Source organism: Sorangium sp. So ce1153 (assembly GCF_051521595.1).
Classification (GTDB): Bacteria; Myxococcota_A; Polyangia; order Polyangiales; family Polyangiaceae; genus Sorangium.
The window spans coordinates 7212036-7232761 of record NZ_CP150361.1 but is presented as its reverse complement, the minus strand read 5'-3'; the positions used below and the strand labels follow the sequence as shown (position 1 = coordinate 7232761).

Annotated in this window: 16 protein-coding genes; 9 read left to right on the top strand and 7 right to left on the bottom strand. The window is 72.2% G+C overall.

Features of this window, described 5'->3' with window-relative positions; genetic code table 11:
• Positions 1 to 46: 46 nt before the first annotated feature.
• A complete protein-coding gene (locus WME85_RS26005) occupies positions 47 to 976 on the bottom strand; it encodes a LysR family transcriptional regulator (protein WP_437842050.1) in 930 nt (309 codons plus the stop codon).
• Positions 977 to 1090: 114 nt separating this feature from the next.
• On the opposite strand from WME85_RS26005, the gene WME85_RS26000 reads away from it, so the two are divergent.
• From WME85_RS26000 to WME85_RS25975, 6 genes are all read left to right on the top strand, one after another.
• Positions 1091 to 1255 carry a hypothetical protein gene (locus tag WME85_RS26000; RefSeq protein ID WP_437301721.1) on the top strand — a complete coding sequence of 55 codons (165 nt, stop codon included), beginning with the start codon at positions 1091 to 1093 and terminating at the stop codon, positions 1253 to 1255.
• Positions 1252 to 1749, top strand: coding sequence for an anthrone oxygenase family protein (locus WME85_RS25995; RefSeq protein ID WP_437842049.1), 498 nt, complete (start codon positions 1252 to 1254; stop codon positions 1747 to 1749). Before WME85_RS26000 ends, WME85_RS25995 begins: the two co-directional genes overlap by 4 nt.
• A 110-nt stretch (positions 1750 to 1859) precedes the next feature.
• Positions 1860 to 3308 (top strand): serine/threonine-protein kinase, encoded by a 1449-nt coding sequence (locus WME85_RS25990; RefSeq protein ID WP_437842047.1) that lies wholly within the window; start codon positions 1860 to 1862, stop codon positions 3306 to 3308.
• On the top strand, positions 3298 to 4296 hold the full coding sequence (locus WME85_RS25985; protein ID WP_437842046.1) for a hypothetical protein: 999 nt from the start codon (positions 3298 to 3300) through the stop codon (positions 4294 to 4296). The genes WME85_RS25990 and WME85_RS25985 overlap by 11 nt, the downstream gene beginning before the upstream one ends.
• Positions 4296 to 5066 carry a hypothetical protein gene (locus tag WME85_RS25980; protein WP_437842044.1) on the top strand — a complete coding sequence of 257 codons (771 nt, stop codon included), beginning with the start codon at positions 4296 to 4298 and terminating at the stop codon, positions 5064 to 5066. Before WME85_RS25985 ends, WME85_RS25980 begins: the two co-directional genes overlap by 1 nt.
• Before the next feature lie 362 nt (positions 5067 to 5428).
• Positions 5429 to 7246: a CotH kinase family protein gene (locus WME85_RS25975; protein ID WP_437842042.1), complete on the top strand. Its 1818-nt coding sequence runs from the start codon at positions 5429 to 5431 to the stop codon at positions 7244 to 7246.
• 33 nt (positions 7247 to 7279) lie between these two features.
• Here the strand turns inward: WME85_RS25975 and WME85_RS25970 are convergent, their stop codons facing one another.
• Both WME85_RS25970 and WME85_RS25965 read right to left on the bottom strand, forming a co-directional pair.
• Entirely contained in the window at positions 7280 to 9067 is a 1788-nt protein-coding gene (locus WME85_RS25970) for a hypothetical protein (RefSeq protein ID WP_437842040.1), read from the bottom strand.
• Between the two features lie 144 nt (positions 9068 to 9211).
• A complete protein-coding gene (locus WME85_RS25965) occupies positions 9212 to 10045 on the bottom strand; it encodes an alpha/beta hydrolase (protein WP_437842038.1) in 834 nt (277 codons plus the stop codon).
• Between the two features lie 303 nt (positions 10046 to 10348).
• On the opposite strand from WME85_RS25965, the gene WME85_RS25960 reads away from it, so the two are divergent.
• Together WME85_RS25960 and WME85_RS25955 are read left to right on the top strand one after the other, a co-directional pair.
• Positions 10349 to 12037 carry a DUF1592 domain-containing protein gene (locus WME85_RS25960; protein ID WP_437842036.1) on the top strand — a complete coding sequence of 563 codons (1689 nt, stop codon included), beginning with the start codon at positions 10349 to 10351 and terminating at the stop codon, positions 12035 to 12037.
• Positions 12038 to 12051: 14 nt separating this feature from the next.
• Entirely contained in the window at positions 12052 to 13413 is a 1362-nt protein-coding gene (locus WME85_RS25955; RefSeq protein ID WP_437842034.1) for a DUF1552 domain-containing protein, read from the top strand.
• 79 nt (positions 13414 to 13492) lie between these two features.
• Here the strand turns inward: WME85_RS25955 and WME85_RS25950 are convergent, their stop codons facing one another.
• Positions 13493 to 14659 carry a S1C family serine protease gene (locus WME85_RS25950; RefSeq protein WP_437842032.1) on the bottom strand — a complete coding sequence of 389 codons (1167 nt, stop codon included), beginning with the start codon at positions 14657 to 14659 and terminating at the stop codon, positions 13493 to 13495.
• A 207-nt stretch (positions 14660 to 14866) separates the two neighbouring features.
• Between WME85_RS25950 and serA the strand changes: the two genes are divergently transcribed.
• On the top strand, positions 14867 to 16126 hold the full coding sequence (serA, locus tag WME85_RS25945; protein WP_437312138.1) for a phosphoglycerate dehydrogenase: 1260 nt from the start codon (positions 14867 to 14869) through the stop codon (positions 16124 to 16126).
• 99 nt (positions 16127 to 16225) lie between these two features.
• Here serA and WME85_RS25940 read toward each other — a convergent pair whose 3' ends face one another.
• From WME85_RS25940 to WME85_RS25930, 3 genes are all read right to left on the bottom strand, one after another.
• Positions 16226 to 17479 (bottom strand): MFS transporter, encoded by a 1254-nt coding sequence (locus WME85_RS25940; protein ID WP_437842030.1) that lies wholly within the window; start codon positions 17477 to 17479, stop codon positions 16226 to 16228.
• A 112-nt stretch (positions 17480 to 17591) separates the two neighbouring features.
• Positions 17592 to 18464 (bottom strand): alpha/beta fold hydrolase, encoded by an 873-nt coding sequence (locus WME85_RS25935; RefSeq protein ID WP_437842029.1) that lies wholly within the window; start codon positions 18462 to 18464, stop codon positions 17592 to 17594.
• 228 nt (positions 18465 to 18692) lie between these two features.
• Entirely contained in the window at positions 18693 to 20591 is a 1899-nt protein-coding gene (locus WME85_RS25930) for a hypothetical protein (protein WP_437842027.1), read from the bottom strand.
• Between the last annotated feature and the right edge of the window lie 135 nt (positions 20592 to 20726).

Sequence of the window (20726 nt, the reverse complement as noted above, 5' to 3'; positions counted from 1 at the left end):
GGGAGAGCGCCGGAGCGCGCTCCTCGGGCTCTCCTGACGGCCATCCTCACGTTTTCTTGCGGGTCGGCGCGCGCTCCCCCAGGCGCTCGACCAGGAGATCCCACAGGACGCGCACGCGGGGCACGTCGCGGAGCGCGCGGTGCGCGACGAGGAAGAGCTCGTCCGACGGCCACTCTGCCGCGGATTCGCGCAACGAGGCGCCGATCTTCACCGGGACCAGCCCGTAGTGCGCGACGCTGGGCTCCGGCACGAGCCCCACACCCACGCCGCTCGACAGCACCGAGAGCTGCACCCTGAGGCTGTCCGACCGCACCACCGGCTCGGCCCCGCGGGCGAACGTCTCGAGCCAGCGCGCCGGCCCGATGGTCGACAGCCGTTCCCCCCAGCCGACCCACGGCGCGTCCGGCCACGCCCGCAGCGTCCCGAGCTCGCGCGCGACCTCGGGCGAGGCGGCGGCCACCCAGCGCACCGACCGGAGGCGCGTCACCAGGAGATCGCCCCGGGTCGGCCGCGCCGTCCGGAGCGCGAGGTCGGCCTCGCGGCGCGTGAGGTCCAGGAGCGCTTCCCCGGGATCGAGCGTGATGCGGAGCGCCGGGTGCCGCTCGAGCAGCTCGCGCAGGAGCGGCACGACGACCGCCTCGGCCACGTCCGCGGGGCACGTCACCCGCACGGGCCCCGCGACCTCGCGCTCGATCCCCTCGGCGGCGCTGGCGAACCGCATCATCGCCTGCTCGATCTCCTCGGCGATGGGCAGGAGGTCCTCCGCGGCCCTGGTGGGCGCGACGCCGTCGCGCCCGCGATCGAAGAGGGACGCGTCCATCGCCTCCTCGATCGCCGCGAGGCGGCGCGACACGGTCGAGGCGTCGATGCCCAGCGTGGCCGCCGCGCTGCCGACGGTCCGGGCGCGGCACAGCGCCAGGAACAAGCGCACGTCGTCCCACTGGAGCGCTCTGCGGGCCGCGGACGTTCGTTGCATGGGTGCAATGATAGTCTGCATCGTTGCCTGTGGCGATGCGTCCGTGCACGGCCCATCCTCTCCCTGTCAGCGCGAGCCAGCGAGCCAGCGAGTCAGCGAGTCAAGGAGATGGCCATGACCGTTCAGAAGGGGAGGACGTCGAACATCGGGCGCACGGGCGAGGCGGGGCGCCGCGTGCGCCGCGTTGCCGAGCGGCTGACCGCGCGGGGGCTGCCGGCGCGCGTCGCCTGCCGCGCCGCGGGTCGCGACGCCGCGGCGGCGTGGGGGTGGAGCCGATGAGCGCGCGGGCGCTGTTCCTCCTGACCCTCGGGTCGACGCTCGGGTGTGGGCTGATCGCGGGGGTGTTCTTCGCTTTCTCGAGCTTCGTGGCGCCGGCGCTGGCGAAGCTCCCGCCGGCGCAGGGCGTCGCGGCGATGCAGTCGATCAACGTGGTTGTCCTGAACCGATCGTTCCTCGGGGTGTTCGTGGGGACGGCGGGGGCGTGCCTGATCGTGGCCGTCGCCTCGTTGTTCAGCTGGTCAGAGGCCGGCTCGCGGCTCCGCGTCGCCGGGGGCGCGCTGTATGTCATCGGCACGTTCCTGGTCACGATGGCGCGCAACGTCCCGCTCAACGACGCGCTGGCGAGCGTCTCGCCGGAGGCCGCGGTGGCCGCGGAGACGTGGGCTCGCTACGTCCCCGCGTGGACGGCGTGGAACACCGTCCGGGCGCTCGCGGCCCTCGCGGCCGCTGCCCTGTTCACGCTCGCCCTCGTCGAGAGCGCGCGCGCCGATTGACAGCGATCCAAACAGCGGTTCGATCGAGAGGTCGACAGACCGATCCGGTGGAATTGCAAAAACCGCTCATCGTGGCATATTGGATGCCCGTCTGTCACCCTGCGCTGCCCATGTCGAGCCCCGATGAGTACACGATTGCCCCTGGAGACGTCCTCCTCGGCAAGTACCGCGTGGAGAGCGTCCTCGGCAGGGGCGCCATGGGGCTCGTCGTCGCTGCGCGCCACCTCGCGCTCGACGATCGCGTCGCGATCAAGGTGCTCCTGCCGAGGTACGTGCGGGACCCGGAGATCCTCCAGCGCTTCCTGAGAGAGGGGCGCGCCGCCGTGCGCATTCGCAGCCGGCACGTCGTCCGTGTCGCCGACGTCGGCACGCTGGAGAACGGCGCGCCGTACCTGGTGATGGACCACCTGGAGGGGAAGGACCTCGCCGCCGTGCTCGCCGAGAGCGGGGTCCTCCCGGTGCCTGTCGCCATCGAGCTCGTGCTCCAGGTCTGCGAGGCGCTCGCGGAGGCGCACGCGCAAGGCATCATCCACAGGGACGTGAAGCCGAGCAATCTGTTCCTCACGCGGAACGCGGACGGCTCGCCGTGCATCAAGGTGCTCGATTTCGGGATCTCGAAGATGACGCACGCGGAGGACCACGCGCTGACGCGGGTCGGGGGAATGCTCGGCTCGCCTCTTTACATGTCCCCCGAGCAGCTCCGCTCCGCGAGCGACGTCGACGGCCGCGCGGACGTCTATTCGCTGGGCGTCGTGCTCTTCCAGCTGCTCACGGGGCGGACGCCGTTCGTCGCGCAGGAGCTCGCGCAGCTCGTCTACATGGTCACTCAGGGCGAGCCGCTGCGGCCGCGCGCGCTGCGCCCGGACATCCCGGAGCCGCTGGAGCAGGTGCTCCTCGCGGCGATCGCGCGGGATCGCGACCGTCGCTTCCCCACGATCGCGGATCTCGCGCTCGCGCTCGTGCCCTTCGCGCCGCCGCACGTGCGGTCGGCCGCGGAGCGCCTCTTCGTCGCGCTGCGCGGCTCGCTGCCGGCCGCGGCCGTGCAGCCTGGCGTTCTTCCCTTGGCCTCGTCGGCCGTGGCCGCCGTCCCCGCCGCGGCCGTGCCCCTCGAGGGGGGAGCGCTCACGATCGCGCCGGTCGGCACGACGACCCGCAAGCACGCGTCCCGCGAGCGGCGCGCCCTCCCCATCGCCATCGGGCTCGGCCTTGCGGTCGTGAGCACCGGCCTCTTCCTCTGGAGCCGGCCGCGCCACGCCGAGCGGGAGATCGCGCCGGCGGAGGGCGATCAGGCCGCTCTGGCGGAGCCTCGCGCCGCGCAGCCGAGCGCCGCTCCGCCCGTCGCCGTCGGGGTCGCCATCGAGCACTCGGCGAGCGCCGTGCCGCCGCCGAGCGCCGCGCCCGCGGCGTCGGCCGAGGTGCCGCAGCCGGAGGCGCGCGCGACGGCCTCCGCCGCGCCGGCGGCCGCGAAGCCGAGCGGCTCGGCTCAGCCTGCGAAGCGCGCCCCGCCGCCCGTGAAGCGCGCCCCGAGCGCCGACCCCTTCTCGCGCGATGTCTTCTGATACCCTCGCGGGGGCGATGGTGCCGCTGCAGACGAGGGGCCGAGTCAAGGGTGGACGCCGGTGGGGCGCGCGCCTCTGCGCGCTCGGCGTCGGCCTCACGACGGCGATCGCCGGGGGACGCGCGGCGAGGGCCGAGGACAAGGCGGGCGCCGTGGCGCTGTTCAGGGAGGCGGGAGCGCTCATCGACGCTGGCCAGCCCTCGCGCGCCTGCCCCAGGTACGAGGAGAGCCTTCGCCTGTATGACAGCGTGAACACCCGTTACTTCCTCGCCGATTGCTACGAGCGGGTCGGCAAGACGGCCTCCGCGTGGGCGCAATTCCTCGAGGTCGCCGCCCGGGTGCACGCGAGCGGCGATCGGGCGAAGGAAGCGAAGGCGCGCGAGCGCGCCGCGGCCGTCCGGCCGAAGGTCTCCCACCTCACGGTGGTCGTCGAGGCCGCGAGCACGTCGGGCCTCGAGGTGAAGCGCGACGGCACGCCGGTCGGCCCTGGCCAGTGGGGCGTGCCCATGCCGGTCGATCCGGGGACCCATGTCGTCGCGGCGAGCGCGCCGGGCAAGCGGGCGTGGACGGCGCGGGTCGAGGTCGGGCCGGGCGGCGCGACCTCGACCCTGGTCGTGCGCGCGCTCGAGGACGACCCCGCGTCGAGGGAGGCGGCCAGCGCGGGCGACGGGCGCCGCACGCTCGCGCTCGTCACGGGAGGCGCGGGGGTCGTGGCCGTGGGCGTCGGGACGGCGCTCGCCTTCGCGGCGAAGTCGAGGTTCGACGAGTCGAGCGCCTTCTGCAACGGCGACCGCTGCGATCGGCGCGGCATGGATATCCGCGACGGCGCCGTGGCGCGCGCGAACGTCGCGACGGTGGTCTTCGGCGTCGGCCTCGCGGCCATCGCCGGCGGTGGCGTGCTGTGGCTCACGGCGAAGAGCTCGGCGACGGGCGCGTCGATCGGGCTGGCGCCCGTGGTGGGCGGCGCGCTCGTGCGAGGCAGCTTCTGATGCGTCTCCAGACGCTCTTTCTCGGCCTCTGCGCGTCGGCGCTCGCGAGCGGATGTGGCCTCGTCCTCGGGATCTCATCCGGCGAGTACGACCCCGATCCGTTCGGCCTCGATGGTGGCGCCGGGGGCGCCGGGGGTGCCGGGGGCGCTGGTGAACCGGACGCGGGGGCCGAGCCGCCTCCCTGCACGGCGCTCCTGGACGACCTCGAGGACGGCGACGGCGCGATCGTCCGGTGCAAGGACCGTGTCGGCAACTGGTACACGTACAACGACGGCACCCGGGGCGGCACGCAATCTCCTCTGCCAGGCCGGCCGTTCGTGCCTGTCTCGCCCGGGCACGAGCCGAGCATGTACGCCGCCCACGTCGCGGGGAGCGGCTTCGTCACGAGGGGGGCCGGGATGGGGTTTGACCTGAACCTCGCCCCGGGGGGCGCGAAGTTGAGCTACGACGCGTCCGCGTACTCGGGCCTGACGTTCTGGGCCAAGGCAACGGCCCCGACGCACATCTACGTGAACTTCCCCGATCGCAACACCGATCTGGAGGGCGGCGTGTGCGCCGGCTCCGGCTGCGGCGACCACTTCGGCGAGGGACTCGACATCACGACCGAGTGGGCCCAGTACACGGTCATGTTCGCGGCCCTCAGCACGGACGGCTGGGGCGTGCCGGCGCCTGCCGCGTTCGATGCTGCGCACGCCTATTCGGTGGAGTTCCACACGGCGAAGTCGACCGTGTTCGATATGTCTGTCGACGACATCGCCTTTGTCCCGTGATCGCGGGGCGTCGCTGACCTGTCCATTTCGTCCCTGTCCGGCGCCTCGCGGAGCACCAGAGCCAGCCGGCGGCGCAACCCTTGGTTCCATTGACCGAGGCACGGAATGCGATCATCGCGGCCCCGCGCGCGCACCTTGTACCCGGTATACCGCAATCTGCGCCTGACGGCGGCCGCGCGGTCTCTCGGCCTCTCGGCCTCTCGGCCTCTCGGCCTCTCGGCCTCTCGGCCTCTCGGCCTCTCGGCCTGACAATGCGCGCGGTGAATCCGGGAATGCGTGCAAGGAGCGTGAACCCACTGTAAAAGGGGAGGAGCGTGAGAAAGTCATCGGCAAGTTTCTGGAGCTGGACCGGTCTGATAGCGATGTCCTTTGCGCTGCTCGCAGCGTGCGGCGATGCGGCGGAGGAGCCCCTGCCGAGCGGCAGCGGTGTCGGGGGCTCAGCCGGCGGCACCGGCGGCCTCGGCGGCCTCGGCGGCCTCGGCGGCGGCGCCGGCGGCCTCGGCGGCGCGGGCGGAGGAGCCGGCTCTGGCGGGGAGGAGCCGCCGCCTCCCGATCCGGCAGAGCCGCTCTTCGCCGGCGCGAGCATCCCACGGTTCGAGATCACATTGTCGCGGGCGTCGATCGAGCAGCTCGACGCCACGCCCGACGAGTATGTCCCGGGGCAGCTCAAGGTGACGATGGACGGCGAGGTGGTAGAGCTCTCCGACATCGGCGTGCGGCTCAAGGGGGTTCACGGCTCGGCCCGGACCCTGGAGCAGAAGGCTGCATTCCTGCTGAAATTCGGCGAGTTCACCGACGACCAGACCCTGTTCGGGGTGGAGAAGCTCGCGCTCAACAACATGGTCCAGGACCCGAGCATGATCCACGAGCGCCTGGCCTACGCGGTGTTCCGCGCGATGGACGTGCCCGCGTCGCGCTCGGCCCACGCGACGGTCTGGGTGAACGGCTCGCTCTACGGCCTGTATACCACCGTGGAGTCACCGGATAACCCACGCTTTCTGGATCGATGGCTCGGCGGCCACAAGGGCAACCTCTACGAGGGGGCTTACGGGAGCGATCTCGATCCCTGGCTCATCGAGACCTTCGACCAGGACAACGGCGACGACATCGCGTTCGCCGACCTGGCCGAGCTCGCGGAGGCGCTCGATGGCATGACGGACCCGGACACGTTCCTCACGGAGGCGTCGCAGGTCATCGACATGGATCGCTACCTCGCGTTCGCGGCCACCGAGACCTTCCTCGGCCACTGGGACGGTTATGCCTGGAAGCTCAACAACTACTTCATCGCGCGGCGCCCCGACGATGGCCGGTGGACCTTCCTGCCCTGGGGCCTCGACCAGACCTTCGACGACGATCTGTACCCCTTCGGCGGCGACGCGCGCCTCCAGCGCATGTGTACCGCCTCGCCGCCGTGCCGGCAGGCGCTCGCGGCTGCGTTCGAGCGCGTGATCGAGCGCGTCTCGGAGCTCGGCCTGGTGAGCGCCGTCGAGGAGGTGCGCGCCCAGGTCTGGGCCGATGTGCTCGAGGATCCGCGCAGGGAGGTGGGTCCCGATGACGTCGGCGCGCACATCGACGCGATCGTCGCTTTCCTGAACGACCGTCCCGCCAGCGTGCGGACCGCGCTCGTCTGCGTCGATCCTTCGGGGCTCGACGCGGACGGCGACCTCTCGTCCGGCTGCGGGGACGACTGCGACGACAGCGATCCCTCCGTGTACCCGGGCGCCCCCGAGCTGTGCGATCTAATCGACAACGACTGCGACGGGCGCGTGGACAACGATAACGATCGCTCGTGTCCGCACTGCGCTCCGCAGCCGCTTCCGGACGGCGGCTCCCTTGCGTTCTGTTTCGTGCCGGCTTCGTGGGAGGCCGCCGAGCTCGACTGCATCGCGCAGGGCGGGCACCTCGTGTCCATCCATGACGGGGAGGCGCAGGATCTCGTGGTCTCGGGCGCCGACGCGATCCAGCCGGGCGACTGGTGGATCGGCCTCACCGATGCGGCCTCCGAGGGGGACTTCGCGTGGATCGACGGCACGCCGACCGACCACGAACGCTGGGCCGGCGGCGAGCCGAACAACGCTGGTGACGGAGAGCACTGCGTGGAGCTGGCGAGCTGGGCCGACGGTCTCTGGAACGACATGCCCTGCGACGCCGAGCTACCCTACGTGTGCAAGCTGCCTTGACGCGCCGCACGCGGGCTCGCGATAACCTGCCGCTCAGAAGAACCCGGTCGGCCCGATGGACCACGGGAGCTCCAGCTCCTCGCCGACCGCCGGCGGCGCCACGCGGCGGAGCCGCCCGTCGCGCCACGTCAGCAGCACGAGCTCCGGATCCTCGAGCGGCGTCCCCAACTCGACCTCGATCCGCGTCGGCCTCCCGCCCTCGACGGCCGCGACCCGGATCGTGGCGTCGCACTGGCGGATCGCGTCGCCCACGCGGAGCGGCGCCTCCGGCGATCGGTACAGGGTCTCGAACATCCCTGTGAGCATGGTCCGCTCGACGGGCGCGAGGGCGAGCGACGACGCGCCGGTGCGCGTGAGCCGGTGCGTGGCCTTGGTCATCGAGAGGACCGACCAGCAGGAGAGCGCCTCGGGAGAGGTCATGACGAGGATCGCCGCCGGGTACGTCGATGCCATGGGATCCGAGGAAGCGGCGATGAAGACGCGCTTGCGCGGCGGCGCGTCGAGCTCCGCGGTGCGGGCGATCTCCTCGACGCTGCGCGCGATGCCCGCGCTCGTGCGGGTGCCGACGAGGAACAGGAGCGGCGCGAGCGCGACGTGCGCGAAGCCGAGCAGGCCCGCGCCGGCGCGGCGAGCGTGGGACGCGGCGCCGCGCGCCGGCCCGCGCCGGAGCCCGTGCACGACCAGCGCCGCGAGCAGCGGCGCGAACCCGACGTTCGGCAGCAGGAGCAGCCGCGACCCGGGGAAGCCGCCGGCCGTGACGAGGAGCGCGAGCACCGCGCCGGGGGCGAGCCAGCGCAGCGCCACCCGCTCCGCCTCGGGGATCGAGGGCAGGCAGGCGCGGTAGAGGAGCGCGGCGCCGGCGACCGCCGCGAGCCCGGCGGCGATGAAGGGGCCGCTCGGGAGCGCGGTGCCGAGCTCGCTGGGGATGGTCGCGAGCGCGTGGCCGAGCAGGATGGGGAGGCGCTCGGCCGCCGCGGCCGCGAACCCGAGCGGGTTGGAGAGGGGCTCGATGTACGCGGCGGTCCTCGCGGCCCCGCCGCCGACCGCCTTGTAGACGGCGAAGTACGCGAGCAGGCCCAGCACCGGGAGCGCGCTGACGAGCCGGGCGCGCCACCCGCCCGCGCTGCCGCGCGGCGCCGGTCCGGCGAGCTGGTACGCGACCCAGAAGCCTGCCCCGCCGAGCGCCACCTCGCCGCTGAGCAGCCCGACGCCGAGGCCGAGCGGACCCAGGTACCGCCCGGGGCGCCATCCCTCCTCGCGGTAACGGAGCCACGCGAGCAGCCCGAGCACCACGGAGAGCGCGCCGAGCAGCAGGTGCTGACAGGAGATCCAGCCGACCGGGCTCGCGTGCGCCGCGCTGATCGCGAAGATCAGCAGCGCGAGCGCCCCGGTCGCCCCGGGCAGCGCGCGCTGGAACAGCTTGCCGGCGGCCGCGACGAGGGCGAGGTACAGCGCGATGGAGACGAGGTGATAGGGGAGCGGCGCGTCGCCGAAGAGGGCGTGCTGGAGCGCCAGGAGCGCGCTCGCCAGCGGCCGGACGAGGTGGATCTTGAGCTCGGGATCGGTCCACCAGGGCACCCCCGATATCTCGATGAGCGCCTGCGTGGTGCGCGCGTCGCCGGTGAGGAAGCGATAGAGGTCGTACCAGGGCGGCGAGCCCGGGTACTTCTTCGAGAGGAAGGCGAAGAAGTGGTAATCATCGGCGTAGAAGCCGACTGCGATGGACGGAGCCGCCAGGACGGCGGTGAGGAGCAGGACAGCCCTGAAGAAATAAGGGTGGCAGAGCCAGCGCTCCAGGCGAGCCGGATGGTCGGGGGTCATTCCGCCTCGTGAGGTAGGGTAGGCTCCGCGCGCGGGCAATGCGGACGCGCATGGGCCACGCATGGAGGGACAGCGCGCCGCTGGCGAAGAGTGGCCGCGGCGCCCGCAGGTCTCGATTCCCTCCGGGTGGGTGGTAGACGGCCGTCAGCGCATCTCGCCGATGGCGCCGCGGATGAGCCGCACGAGATCGCGCCGCATCTCGGCGCTCACGGTGTGGCCGACGTCCGGATAGGCCTCCAGGCTCGCCTTGACACCGAGCCTGCTGAGCGTCGCGATCGCGTCACGGGTCGGTCCGATCGGCACGCGCCGGTCGGCCTCTCCGTGCAGCGCCACCAGGGCGGGAGTCGCCGGATCCACCGCGCCCGCGCCGGGCAGCACCGCGGGGGGGACCCAGCCGCCGACGGGGAACGCCGCGCCGACGACGCGCGGGTGGTGCAGGGCGAGCGCGAAGCTGAGCGCGCCGCCCTGGGAGAAGCCGGTGACGACGGCCTTGCCCCGCGTCGGCCGCTCGGCCGCGAGCCGCTCGAGCGCCGCCGCGAGCGCGCCGGCCGCGCGCAAGATGCCCTGTCCCACGTCGTCGCTCCCGAGCGCCTGCTGAAGCGCAAACCACGAATAGCCGTCGTGGTACGGCGTGAGCCCGCGCGGCACGATGAGGCGCGCCTTGAAGTCGGCGCCCGAGAGCAGGCCCGCGAACGACTCGGGCCGATCGCCGAGCCCGTGAATGGCGACGACGAGGGGGAGCGCCTCCCCCCTGTCGGCGCCGCCGGTGACCTCTTCGAGGTACTCGACCGCGACCGGCGCGGCCGGCGCGGTGGAGACCGCCGTGCTCGCGGCCGGCGCGGCCCCCGGCGCCTGCAGCCCGGTGTCCGCCGCGCCGCCCCCGGGCGGCGCCGCCCGCCGCTCGCACGCGGCGAGCGAGACGAGCGACGCGAGCGCGAGCGCGGACCAGGCGGAGCGGTGGAGGCGAGGGGGGCGCATGGAGGGGAGCCTGCTGAAACCGCTGCTCGGCAGCAACAGCGAACTTACCCCGGCGACACCGCGCCCGCCCCGACAGGAGCGGCGAGCCATCGAGAGCTCCTGCCGTATCCGGCGTTCATCGGAGGCCGTACACGCCAGATCGTGAGCCCGGTGCTGTTGGATTTATGTGCTTGAGGCGAACGCCGGTCGCGGCGCGGAATCCGGCGAACCGATGTCTTTTTGGTTTGTTAGTAAAGTGTCCTTCCTTCATAACATGATCAGATTGCTTATCAGGAGAATTCGATGTTCTCATTGGCTTGTCGATTGACCAGCTTCCCGCGGTGGCGGCGGCTCGGCGCGGGGGTGGGCGCCGCGGCGCTGCTGCTCGCGGGGTGCACGGGCGCCGTGGGCGACCCGCTGCCGGACGACGGCGTCGAGCCGGGCGGCGCGGTCGGGCCGGGCGGCGCGGCAGAGGCGCAGGTCGCCGAGCGCAGCATGTTCCCGCGGCTGAGCCACGCGCAGTGGGAGAACACCGTGCGCGATCTCCTGCGCCTCGACGACAGGCCCGGTCTCTCGGCTTCGTTCACGTCCGATCCGCTCGGCGGTGTGTTCGACAACAACGAGGCCGCGCTCCTGGTGACCCCGGGGCTCTGGGGCGATTACCAGCGCGCCGCCGAGGAGCTCGCGGCGATGGTGGCCGCCGACGAGGGGAAGCTCGGCCGGCTCCTGACCGCGGACCTGCCGGCCGAGCCGGAGGCGCGGGCGCAGGCGTTCGTCGAGCGGTTCGGCGAGCGCGCGTTCCGGCGCCCGCTCACGGCCGAGGAGCGGGCCGCGTACCTCGCCCTGTTCCAACGCGGCGCCGAGCTCTTCGAAGGCGAGGACCCGTTCGCCGCGGGCGTGCGCGCGGCGCTCGAGGCGTTTCTACAGTCACCCCATTTCGTCTACCGCGTCGAGGTCGGCGCCGGGCCGGCGAAGGGAGGGCTCATCCCGCTGAGCGGCCACGAGATCGCGACGAAGCTCGCGTATCTGCTGTGGAACACGATGCCCTCCGACGAGCTCCTGGCCGCGGCGAAGGCGGGCGAGCTCTCGACCCCGGAGGCCGTCCGCGCCTACGCCGAGCGCATGCTGGAGGACCCGCGGGCGCGCGAGGTCGTCGGCGCGTTCCACCGCCAGCTCTACGACTACAAGATGTACCACGACCTCAACAAGGACACCGCGCTCTACCCCGAGTTCGTCCCCGAGATGGGCGACGACATGCAGCGCGAGGCGGAGCTCTTCGTCGAGCACGTCGTGTTCGACGAGGGCGGCGGGCTCACCGACCTGCTCACCTCGCGCACCGCGTTCGTGAACGACCACCTCGCGGCGGTCTACGGGGTCGATGGCGACTTCTCCAACGAATTCACCAAGGTAGAGCTCAAGGACGCGGAGCGCTCCGGGCTGCTCACGCGCCTCGGCTTCCTCGCGGCGAAGGCGACGGCGCGGCAGCCCGACTCGATCCACCGGGGCGTCTTCGTGAACCTGAGGATCCTCTGCGCCGCGCTGCCGGCGCCGCCGGACAACGCGACAGCGCTGCCGCCGGGCGAGAAGGCGACCAACCGCGAGCGCGTCGAGGCGCACACGGGGAAGGGGACGTGCGGCGCGTCGTGCCACGGCGCGCTCATCAACCCTGCCGGGTTCGCCTTCGAGCGCTACGACGCGATCGGCAAGTACCGCACGACCGACAACGGGGCGGAGGTCAACTCCGCGGACGTCTACACGCTCGGCGGCCAGCCGAGGAGCTACGCGGACGCGATCGAGTTCAGCCAGCTCCTCGCCGAGAGCAGCGAGGCGCATGCTTGCTACGCGAAGCGCTGGGTCACGTTCGCCGAGGGCCGCGACGTCGGCGTGAAGGACCAGGCGTTCATCAGCGAGCTCGCCGAGGCGTCCCGCGGCGGCGCCTCGACCAAGGACCTCATCCTCCAGATCGTCTCGTCCGCTTCCTTCCTCGCTCGCGTTCCCGCGGAGGCGCAATGATCACCCGACGACGTGTGCTTCGAGGCCTGTTTGGCGTCACGGTCGCGCTCCCGTTCCTGGAGACCTTCGCGCCGCGGCGCGCGGCGGCCGGCGCGGGCGACGTGCCGCCCTTCGCGATCTTCATGCGCCAGGCCAACGGCGTGGCGCAGGCGGTCGGCGACGAGGAGCCCGAGATGTTCTGGCCCAGCAAGACCGGCGCGCTGACCGCCGAGTCGATGGCGCAGGACAGCGACCGGGCGGTGAGCGAGCTCAAGGACCACGCGAGCAAGCTCATCATGGTGCGCGGCGTCCGCTTCGCGTTCCAGGGCAACGGGTGCGGCCACTCCGGCGGCGGCAACCAGTGCCTCACGGCGGCGCGCGTGTCGGACGACCCGTCGGGCAACGAGTCGCTCGCGATGGGCGAGTCGATCGACAACCGCATCGCGACCCAGCTCAACGCACCAGGCGTCGAGCCGCTGACGCTCTACGCGGGCAGGATGGCCGGCTACATCAACGAGGTGCTCTCGTACCGCGGGCCGAAGCAGCTGCGCGCCGCGGAGCGCAACCCGTTCAACGCGTACCAGAAGCTCTTCGGGCTCGGCGGCGTCGACGACGGGGTCAAGCAGGCGCTGGCCGACCGCCGCGCCAGCGTGAACGACCTGGTCCGCGCGGACATGCAGGCGCTCATGCGCCGGAAGGACCTGAGCAAGAGCGACCGCGAGCGGCTGGAGCTCCACTTCGACAGCATCCGCGACCTCGAGGTCACGCTCGCCTGCGGGCTCCCGCCGGAGCAGGTCGCGGAGATGGAGGCGCTCTCCCCGCGGGCCGGCGCCAACGAGAACGTGGAGGCCGTCGCGCGCATGCAGATGGACATCATCGCGCTCGCGATGGCGTGCGGCGTGACGCGCGCGGCGACGCTCCAGGTGGGCGACGGCAACGACGGGACCGAGTACACGATCAACGGCGTCCGGCAGAAGAGCTACCACAAGATCTCGCACCGCATCGACAGCGACGGCTCGGAGGGCCCGCCCATCGAGGGCGCCCAGGAGCTGCACCACCAGATCGACCGGATCCACGCTCGGATGTTCAAGCACCTGCTCGACCGGCTCTCGTCCTACAAGCTCGGCTCGGGGACGCTCCTCGATCACGGCGTGGCCGTGTGGCTCAACGACAACGCCGACAAGTACCACTCCTACTCGAGGGTCCCGTACATCCTCGCCGGCGGCGCCGCCGGCTACCTGAGGACCGGCCAGTTCGTCGACATGAAGGTCACCAACAACAAGCTGCTCAACACCATCGGCGCGGCCGTCGGCTGCACCAACGGCCAGGGCGGCCCGCTCGACGACTTCGGCGACGAGAGCCTGGAAGGCGGCCTCATCGACGAGCTCCTCGCCTGATCGCGCTGCCCGCCCGCGCGCGGGAATGCTCGCGCGGGGGCGGGTCGCGCTCGACCGACGCCCCCGCGGGAGCCGCCGCTCAGGTGAGGAGCTCGACCGCGACCTCGACCGTGGTCTTCTGGCCGTTCCGGAGCAGGTCGACCTTCACCTTGTCCCCCGGCTTCTTGGTGTCGAGCGCGTTGTAGAGCGCGTCGTAGTCGTCGACCGCCGTGCCGTCGACCCCGACGATCACGTCGCCCAGCACGAGCCCGCGGTCGCCCTCGGAGAGGCCGCGCAGGCCGGCCTTGTCGGCGGGGCCGCCCGGGATGACGCCCATCACGATGACGCCGCGGATGCCGTTGCGCCGCTCCAGGCGGTGGGCCGGGTCGAGCTGGATGCCCAGGCCGACCGTCTCGGCCTTCCCGGTCTTGATGATCTGCGGGACGATCCGCGCGATCGTCGTCGAGGGCACGGCGAAGCCGATGCCGGCGGACGAGCCGGTCTTCGAGAAGATCATCGTGTTCATCCCGATGAGGTGCCCGCTCGAGTCGAGCAGCGGACCGCCGGAGTTGCCGGGGTTGATGGCGGCGTCGGTCTGGATCATGTCGCGGATGGTCACGCCGCCGACGCCCTCGACCGGGCGCCCGACCGCGCTGATGATGCCGGTCGTCAGCGTGTGGTCGAGGCCGAAGGGATTGCCGATCGCGATCGCCTTCTGCCCGACCTCCAGCGGCTCGCGCAGGGGCGCGACCTGGATCGGCTTGAGCATCTCCTTCGGCGCCTCGATCTTGAGCACGGCGATGTCCTTGCGCGGCTCGACGCCGACGAGCTTCGCCGGGAACGTCTTCTCCCCCTGGAGCCGGACCACGAGGGACTGCGCGTTGTCCACGACGTGGAAGTTCGTGACGATGTGCCCGTCGGCGTCCCAGACGAAGCCCGAGCCCGAGCCGGCGGGCACCTCGACCGCGGTGCCCCAGAAGCGGTCCACCACGAGGCGCTTCTGGGTCACGAAGACCGTCGCGGGCGCGACCTCGCGGAACACCGAGATGGTGTTGCGCTCGTCCTCGATCAGCGCGCCCTTCGAGGGCGGCGGGACGGGGGGCGGCATGGTCTCGATCGTCGAGGCCGTCGGGGGCGCATCGGGGACCTTCGTCGCGCTCGGCGGCGGGGGGCCGCCGGGGCTGGGCCTCTCCTTGCATCCGGAGGCAGCGGCGAGCGCGGCGACGGCGATGAAGGCACAGAGTCGAGCGTGGCTGCGGTGGCGCATGGGTCGCAATCTAGCCTGCGGCGGGCGAGGCGTCTCCTTTGCGGCGCGCTCGGCGGGAGGCGCGGCGCTTTGCCGCGCGCAACGGATGCGCGGACGACGCGCGGACGACGCGCGGACGGCGCGCGGACGGCGACCCATTGCGGTCGCGCCGGATCGGATCCGAGATGCAAACGGGCCAAGTTGCGGTAGTAGAGGTGGCCCTGACGGATGAAGCCCATGACGCACTCTTCGACCAAGTTTCAGACCACACCCCCTGCCGTGAAGGAGCCCGTGAAGGTGCTCCTGCTGGAGAACATCCACCAGAGCGCGCACGAGCTGTTTCGATCGCGGTCGTTCGAGATCGAGACGCGCAGCTCTGCGCTGAAGGAGGACGAGCTCATCGCCGCGCTCGCGGGGGTCGACATGCTCGGCATTCGCAGCAAGACGCACGTCACGGCGCGCGTGCTGGAGAAGGCTGACAAGCTGCTCTCCATCGGCTGCTTCTGCATCGGCACGAACCAGGTCGACCTGGACGCGGCGAACCGGCGCGGGGTGCCGGTGTTCAACGCGCCGTTCAGCAACACGCGCAGCGTCGCCGAGATGATCATCGCCGAGTGCATCGTGCTCGCCCGGCAGATCGGCGACCGGTCGCGCGAGGTGCACGCCGGCACGTGGAAGAAGGTCTCGAAGGCCTGCTACGAGGTCCGCGGCAAGACGATCGGCCTGATCGGCTACGGCCACATCGGCCAGCAGCTCGGCGTGCTCGCCGAGGCGATGGGGATGCGCGTGGTCTACTACGACATCGCGCAGAAGCTCCCGATGGGCAACAACCGCCCCCTGCCGACGCTGCAGGCGCTGCTCGCGGAGTCGGATTACGTCTCGCTCCACGTGCCGGCCACGCCGGACACGCACAACATGATCGGCGCCGCCGAGCTCGCGCACATGCGCAAGGGCTCGTACCTGCTCAACGCGAGCCGCGGCACGGTCGTGGTGATCCCGGCGCTGGCCGAGGCGCTGCGGAGCGGGCACCTCGCGGGCGCGGCGATCGACGTGTACCCGGAGGAGCCGGAGTCGAACTCGGACGGGTTCCACACGGAGCTGCAGAAGCTGCCGAACGTGCTCCTGACGCCGCACATCGGCGGCTCGACCGAGGAGGCGCAGGAGTCCATCGGCCGGGAAGTGTCGCGGGCGCTGACGCAGCTCGTGACCACCGGGGCGACGACGAGCGCGGTGAACTTCCCGAACGTGGAGCTCCCGCCGCTCAAGGGCACGCACCGCATCCTCAACGTCCACCGCAACGTGCCGGGCGTGCTCCGCGACGTGAACCGCATCGTGTCGGACGTGAACGCCAACATCGACAGCCAGGTCCTCTCGACGGACGCCAACATCGGTTACCTCATCATGGACCTGTCGCAGGACGTGTCGGCGGAGGTGAGCCGGCGGATCGGGGCGCTCGAGACGAGCATCCGGACACGCGTGCTCTACTGATCCGCGGCGGCCCGGCGGTGGGCGCCGGCGAGCTCCCGGAGCTGACGTTCGAGGTCGGACTCGTGGTCTTCGGCCACGGGAGCGCCTCGAGTCAGCGCCTCACGCGGCGAGCTCGAGCCGGCCCCGCTCGCCCCGCCGCGACGCCGGGTCGTCGCCCGAGAAGACGATCGTGAACACGACGAACGCGGCCCACAGCGCCGCCAGGTGGTAGAGCATCGCGACCCCGCCCGCGGCCTCGTACAGGGCGCTCGACGCGGGGGGGCCGAGGAGCATCCCCGCGGCGTAAAAGACGTTGTAAATCGAGTTGGCGCGGCTGTAGTCGCGCGGCGCGGTCACGACGCCCTGGAGCGCGAGGCTCAGCGGCGAGATCGACGCGAGCGTCGCGCCCGCGATGAACACCGCCACGCACATCGCCGTGTACTGGTCGAGGTACACGAAGCCGAGGATCATCAGCGTGCCGATCGCGCCGAGCACGCGCATGAGGGCCAGGTGCCCGCGGCGATCGCCGATCCGGCCGAAGACGTTGGTGAACGAGAGCATCCCCACCGCGAAGAAGGCAGGGATGAGGATCGTCTGATCCAGCGTGACGCCCTTCGAGGCCATGAGATAGAGCGGGAGGAACAGCACGACCGACGCCTGGAAATAGCCGTAAGCGAAGGTCGCGAAGCACGCGGTCTTGATGCGCCAGAGGATCGACGCGGAGGACGCCGCGGGCTCGGCGCCCTCGGGCGCGCCGGCCTCCCCGTGCGCCAGCGCCTCGGGCGGGTCGCGGTCGAGGCGCGCGAGCACGAGCAGCGAGGAGAGCGCCGAGATCACGCAGGAGATGACGAACGCCGACGGCATCGAGGCGAGCGCGACGATGCCCTTCGCGCAGAGCGGGCCGAGGACATAGCCGAGCGCCATCGCGACGGCGTAGAGGCTCGTGACGAACGCCTTGTTGTCCTTGTCCGACCGGGCGAGCAGGATCGTCTCGCAGCTCACCCAGATGCCGACCGAGCAGGCGCCGTCGAGGAAGCGCACCGCCGCGATCGAGGCGAAGCCCGGCAGAAAGGGGAAGACGCCCACCGCGCCCGCGTACCCGGCCAGCGAGATGACCAGCGTGGCCTTCGCCGAGAACCGGCGGATGAGCGCGCCCATCGGCAGCGAGAGCAGGACGATGCCGAGCGCGAAGCACGACGCGAGCAGCCCGATGTCGCGCTTGTTGAACCCGCGCGCGTCGAGGAACACCGCCGTGAGCGAGATGGCGATGCCGTACGCGAGCCCGAGCAGGAAGATCGCGCCGTAGATGAGCCAGATGTTCCGATCAGGGATGCGGCGGAGCATGATCGAGCGCGAGGTTCGATCGGCAGCCACGCCGTGTCAAACGGGTCCGTGGCGCCGGAAAAGCGCTCTGCCGCCGCTCCCGCTGCGCGTGTAGGCCGCGCTGCGCCGCGCCGAGGCGCGGCGGGGCGCGATCAGGCCGGCATCACCGGAGGAACTCGAGGAGGAGCTGATTGACCCTCTCGGGCCGGTCGTAGTGCACGAAGTGGCTCGCGTCGGGGATACGGGTGACTCGAGCGTTCGGGACCAGCTCCGGATCCGGCGCGGCGAGCTCGGAGCCGAGGTAGCGGTCGTGCTCGCCCCAGATCACCAGCACGGGGGTGTCGATGCGGGGCGACTTGCCCAGGTCGCGCATGCTGCTCGGGCGGAAGGCGGCGCGGTAGTAGTTGATCGTGGCCGTGAGCGCGCCGGGCCGCGACCACGCCTCGAGATAACGGGCGAGATCCTCGTCGGTCACCGCGCCCGGCCGCCGCGGATCCTCCTGCACCGACGCGCGGAACAGGGCGTAATCGTTTCGCTGCGCGAGCAGCTCGGGCAGCTTCGGGAGCTGGAAGAAGAACATGTACCAGCTCTTGCGGAGCTGCCGCGCCGTGCGGAACGCGGCGAGGAGCCGCGCGGGGTGCGGGCAGTTGAGGATGACAAGCCGCTCGAGGAGCGCGGGATACCGCATGGCGAACGCCCAGGCGACGCCGCCGCCCCAGTCGTGGCCGACCACGGCCGCGGCGCGCTCCGCGCCCGCAGCCTGGATGAGCGCCGCCACGTCGGCGGTCAGCTCGTCGATCGCGTACGCCGCGACGCCCGCGGGCTTGTCCGAGAGGTTGTAGCCGCGCATGTCCGGCGCGATCACGCGGTAGCCCGCCTCGACGAGCGCCGGGATCTGGTGCCGCCACGAGTACCAGAGCTCGGGAAAGCCGTGCAGGAGCACGACGAGCGGCCCCTCGCCAGCCTCGACATAGTGAAGGCGGACTCCGCCTCGTTCGGTGAACCGGTGCGATAGCCTGGATTCGTCGAGGGTCATCGTCTCTTCCTTCCGCTGATCGGCCACCGTCGTCCGGGCCGGTCAGGCGCTGGGTATGTGGGTGTTCACGCGGTGCTTCAGGCCGCTGGAGGCTCCAGGAGGCCACGGCGAGCGCCTCCTGCCGAGCGGCGCCGCGGTTCTACCACGAAGCGGATCGACCAGCGCTGCGGCGGCGGGCGCCGCGGGCGCGCGAGCGGCGGCGCTCCGGCCGGCCCCCTCGACCGAGGATCAGGCCCGCCGGCGCGGCGTCTCGGGGTGGGCGTCGCCGCGCTGCGCGCTCCTGCCGCCGCGGCCCCCGAGCGCCGCCAGGATCGCGCTCCGGGTGCGGTGCTCGTCGCAGAGCGCCCGGAGTTCGTCCCGGTCGAGCAGCCGGTCCACGTAGACCTCGGCCATCACGGGGTAGGCCAGGTCGTGCGTGAGGGCGCCGAACCGCACGTCCACCTCGGGCGTCGACGCTTCGCGGCCGTCCGGCGCGAAGACCTTCACCACGGGCGGCGTCCGGAACGACACGAGCACGCGCTGCGCGCTCCATCCCAGGAAGACCCAGGCCTTCGTCTTCTGGCGCTCGAGGTCGTGGAAGACGGGCACCATCCTCCGCGCGTCCCGCCCGACGTCGCGGTCGTCCCGCGCGATCCAGCGCCGGAACGCCTGCGCGTCGTGCTCGCGCCCGCGCCCGGATCCGAGCGACCCGTCCCGGTCCGGCAGGACGCCCACGACCGCGCAGGCGTCGCGGAACGCCGGATCCATGGCCTCGTCGAGCGACATCCCGAGATCGCCCGCGACCGCGGCGGCCGCGCCGAAGAACAGCCCCTCGACCTGCGCGAGCTCGTCCGAGAGCGGGAGCTCGACCGGCCCTTCGGGGGTGAGGCGCATGATGCGGGCGAGCGCTTCCTCGCCGAACGTGCCCTCGAGGGTCCGGCGCACGAAGCGGTATCCGAGCGTGCGGCGAAGGAAATACGACGCCGTGGGCTCGGCGGAGAGCTCCGGCAGGACGTCGATGACGACGCTCGGCCGGCGGCGCAGCGCCGGCGGGGCGCAGCCGAGGAGCGGGACCGCGAGCTGCTTGACGTGCGTCTCGCGCGTGAGCGCGAGGACGCCCTTGAACAGCTCCAGCAGGAGCTCGCCGTACCTCCGCTCGAACGACAGCCGCGACGCTTCCGGCGAGCGCCCGGGCGCGACGAGCGGCTCGAGCGCCCAGGTCTGGATGTCGTACCAGCCCGAGGCCGCGGTGGGGCGGAGGTCCACGCTGCCGTCGCGGATGCGCGCCGCGAGCTCGCCGATCAGGTCGAACCCCTCGGGGATGGACCTGTCGCCGAGGAGCCTCACCGTCAGATCGGCCTCGACGGAGCGCGACGGCGGGAAGATCGCGTGCGCGCGCCCCACCTCGACCTGGCCGCGATCGAGCGAGCGCAGCACGGACGTCAGATCGGGGGTCGCCAGCGCCCCCGTGAGCCGCGACGCGAGGGCGAGCACCGCCTCGTACGTGGTCCGCGCGGCGGCCTCTTCGCGGAGGACGCGGGCGAGCGCCTCGATCTGGCCGGGATCGCGCAGCGGCGCCTGGAGCAGCCGGTCCTGCTGGAAGACGCGCCGGAGCGGCTCGCTCCACGTGTAGATCCCGAGCGGCTTCGAGCGGAGCTCGTCGGCGAGGAACTCGTCGGTGAGGCGCGCGACGTCGGCCGCGAGCGCGGGCGGCGCCGCCCTGGCGACCCCGCCGAGCCGCGCCGCGGAGAGCAGCAGCGCGGCCGGGACCGCGGGCGAGCCGTGGGCCAGCGACGCGAGCCATGTCTCGAGCAGGTACGCCTTGCCGCGCAGCCGCCCGGCGCCGTGCTGGGCGGCGAGCTCGACCGCCGCGATCAGGCCATCGTCGAACTGCTTGGCCTTCTGGGCGAGCATCGCGGTCGAGACCATCCTCGACGGGGGCCGCGCCGCCCGGAGCGTGGGGAAGATCTCGGGCTCGCCTTCCTCGGCCTCGTACTCGGCCGGGACGGAGAGGCAGAGCGCCTGACACGAGAGATCCGCCTCGACCCGGTACCCCTGGACCCTCCAGGTGCGCGTCCTCGAAGGCGCGAACGGCGCTGTCGCCTCGGGGCGGCTCGGGGCATCCGTCGCTGCCGCAGAGGGGGGCACGGGCGGCTCCGCCGCGTCGCCGCGCGGGAGCGTCGCTTCCGTCGGGGCCTGAGGACCACGCCTTCGCCTGAGCCAGTCGAGCAGCCCCATACGCCTCGCGAGGGAGTATGACCGCGAGGCCACCCCGGGGCGACG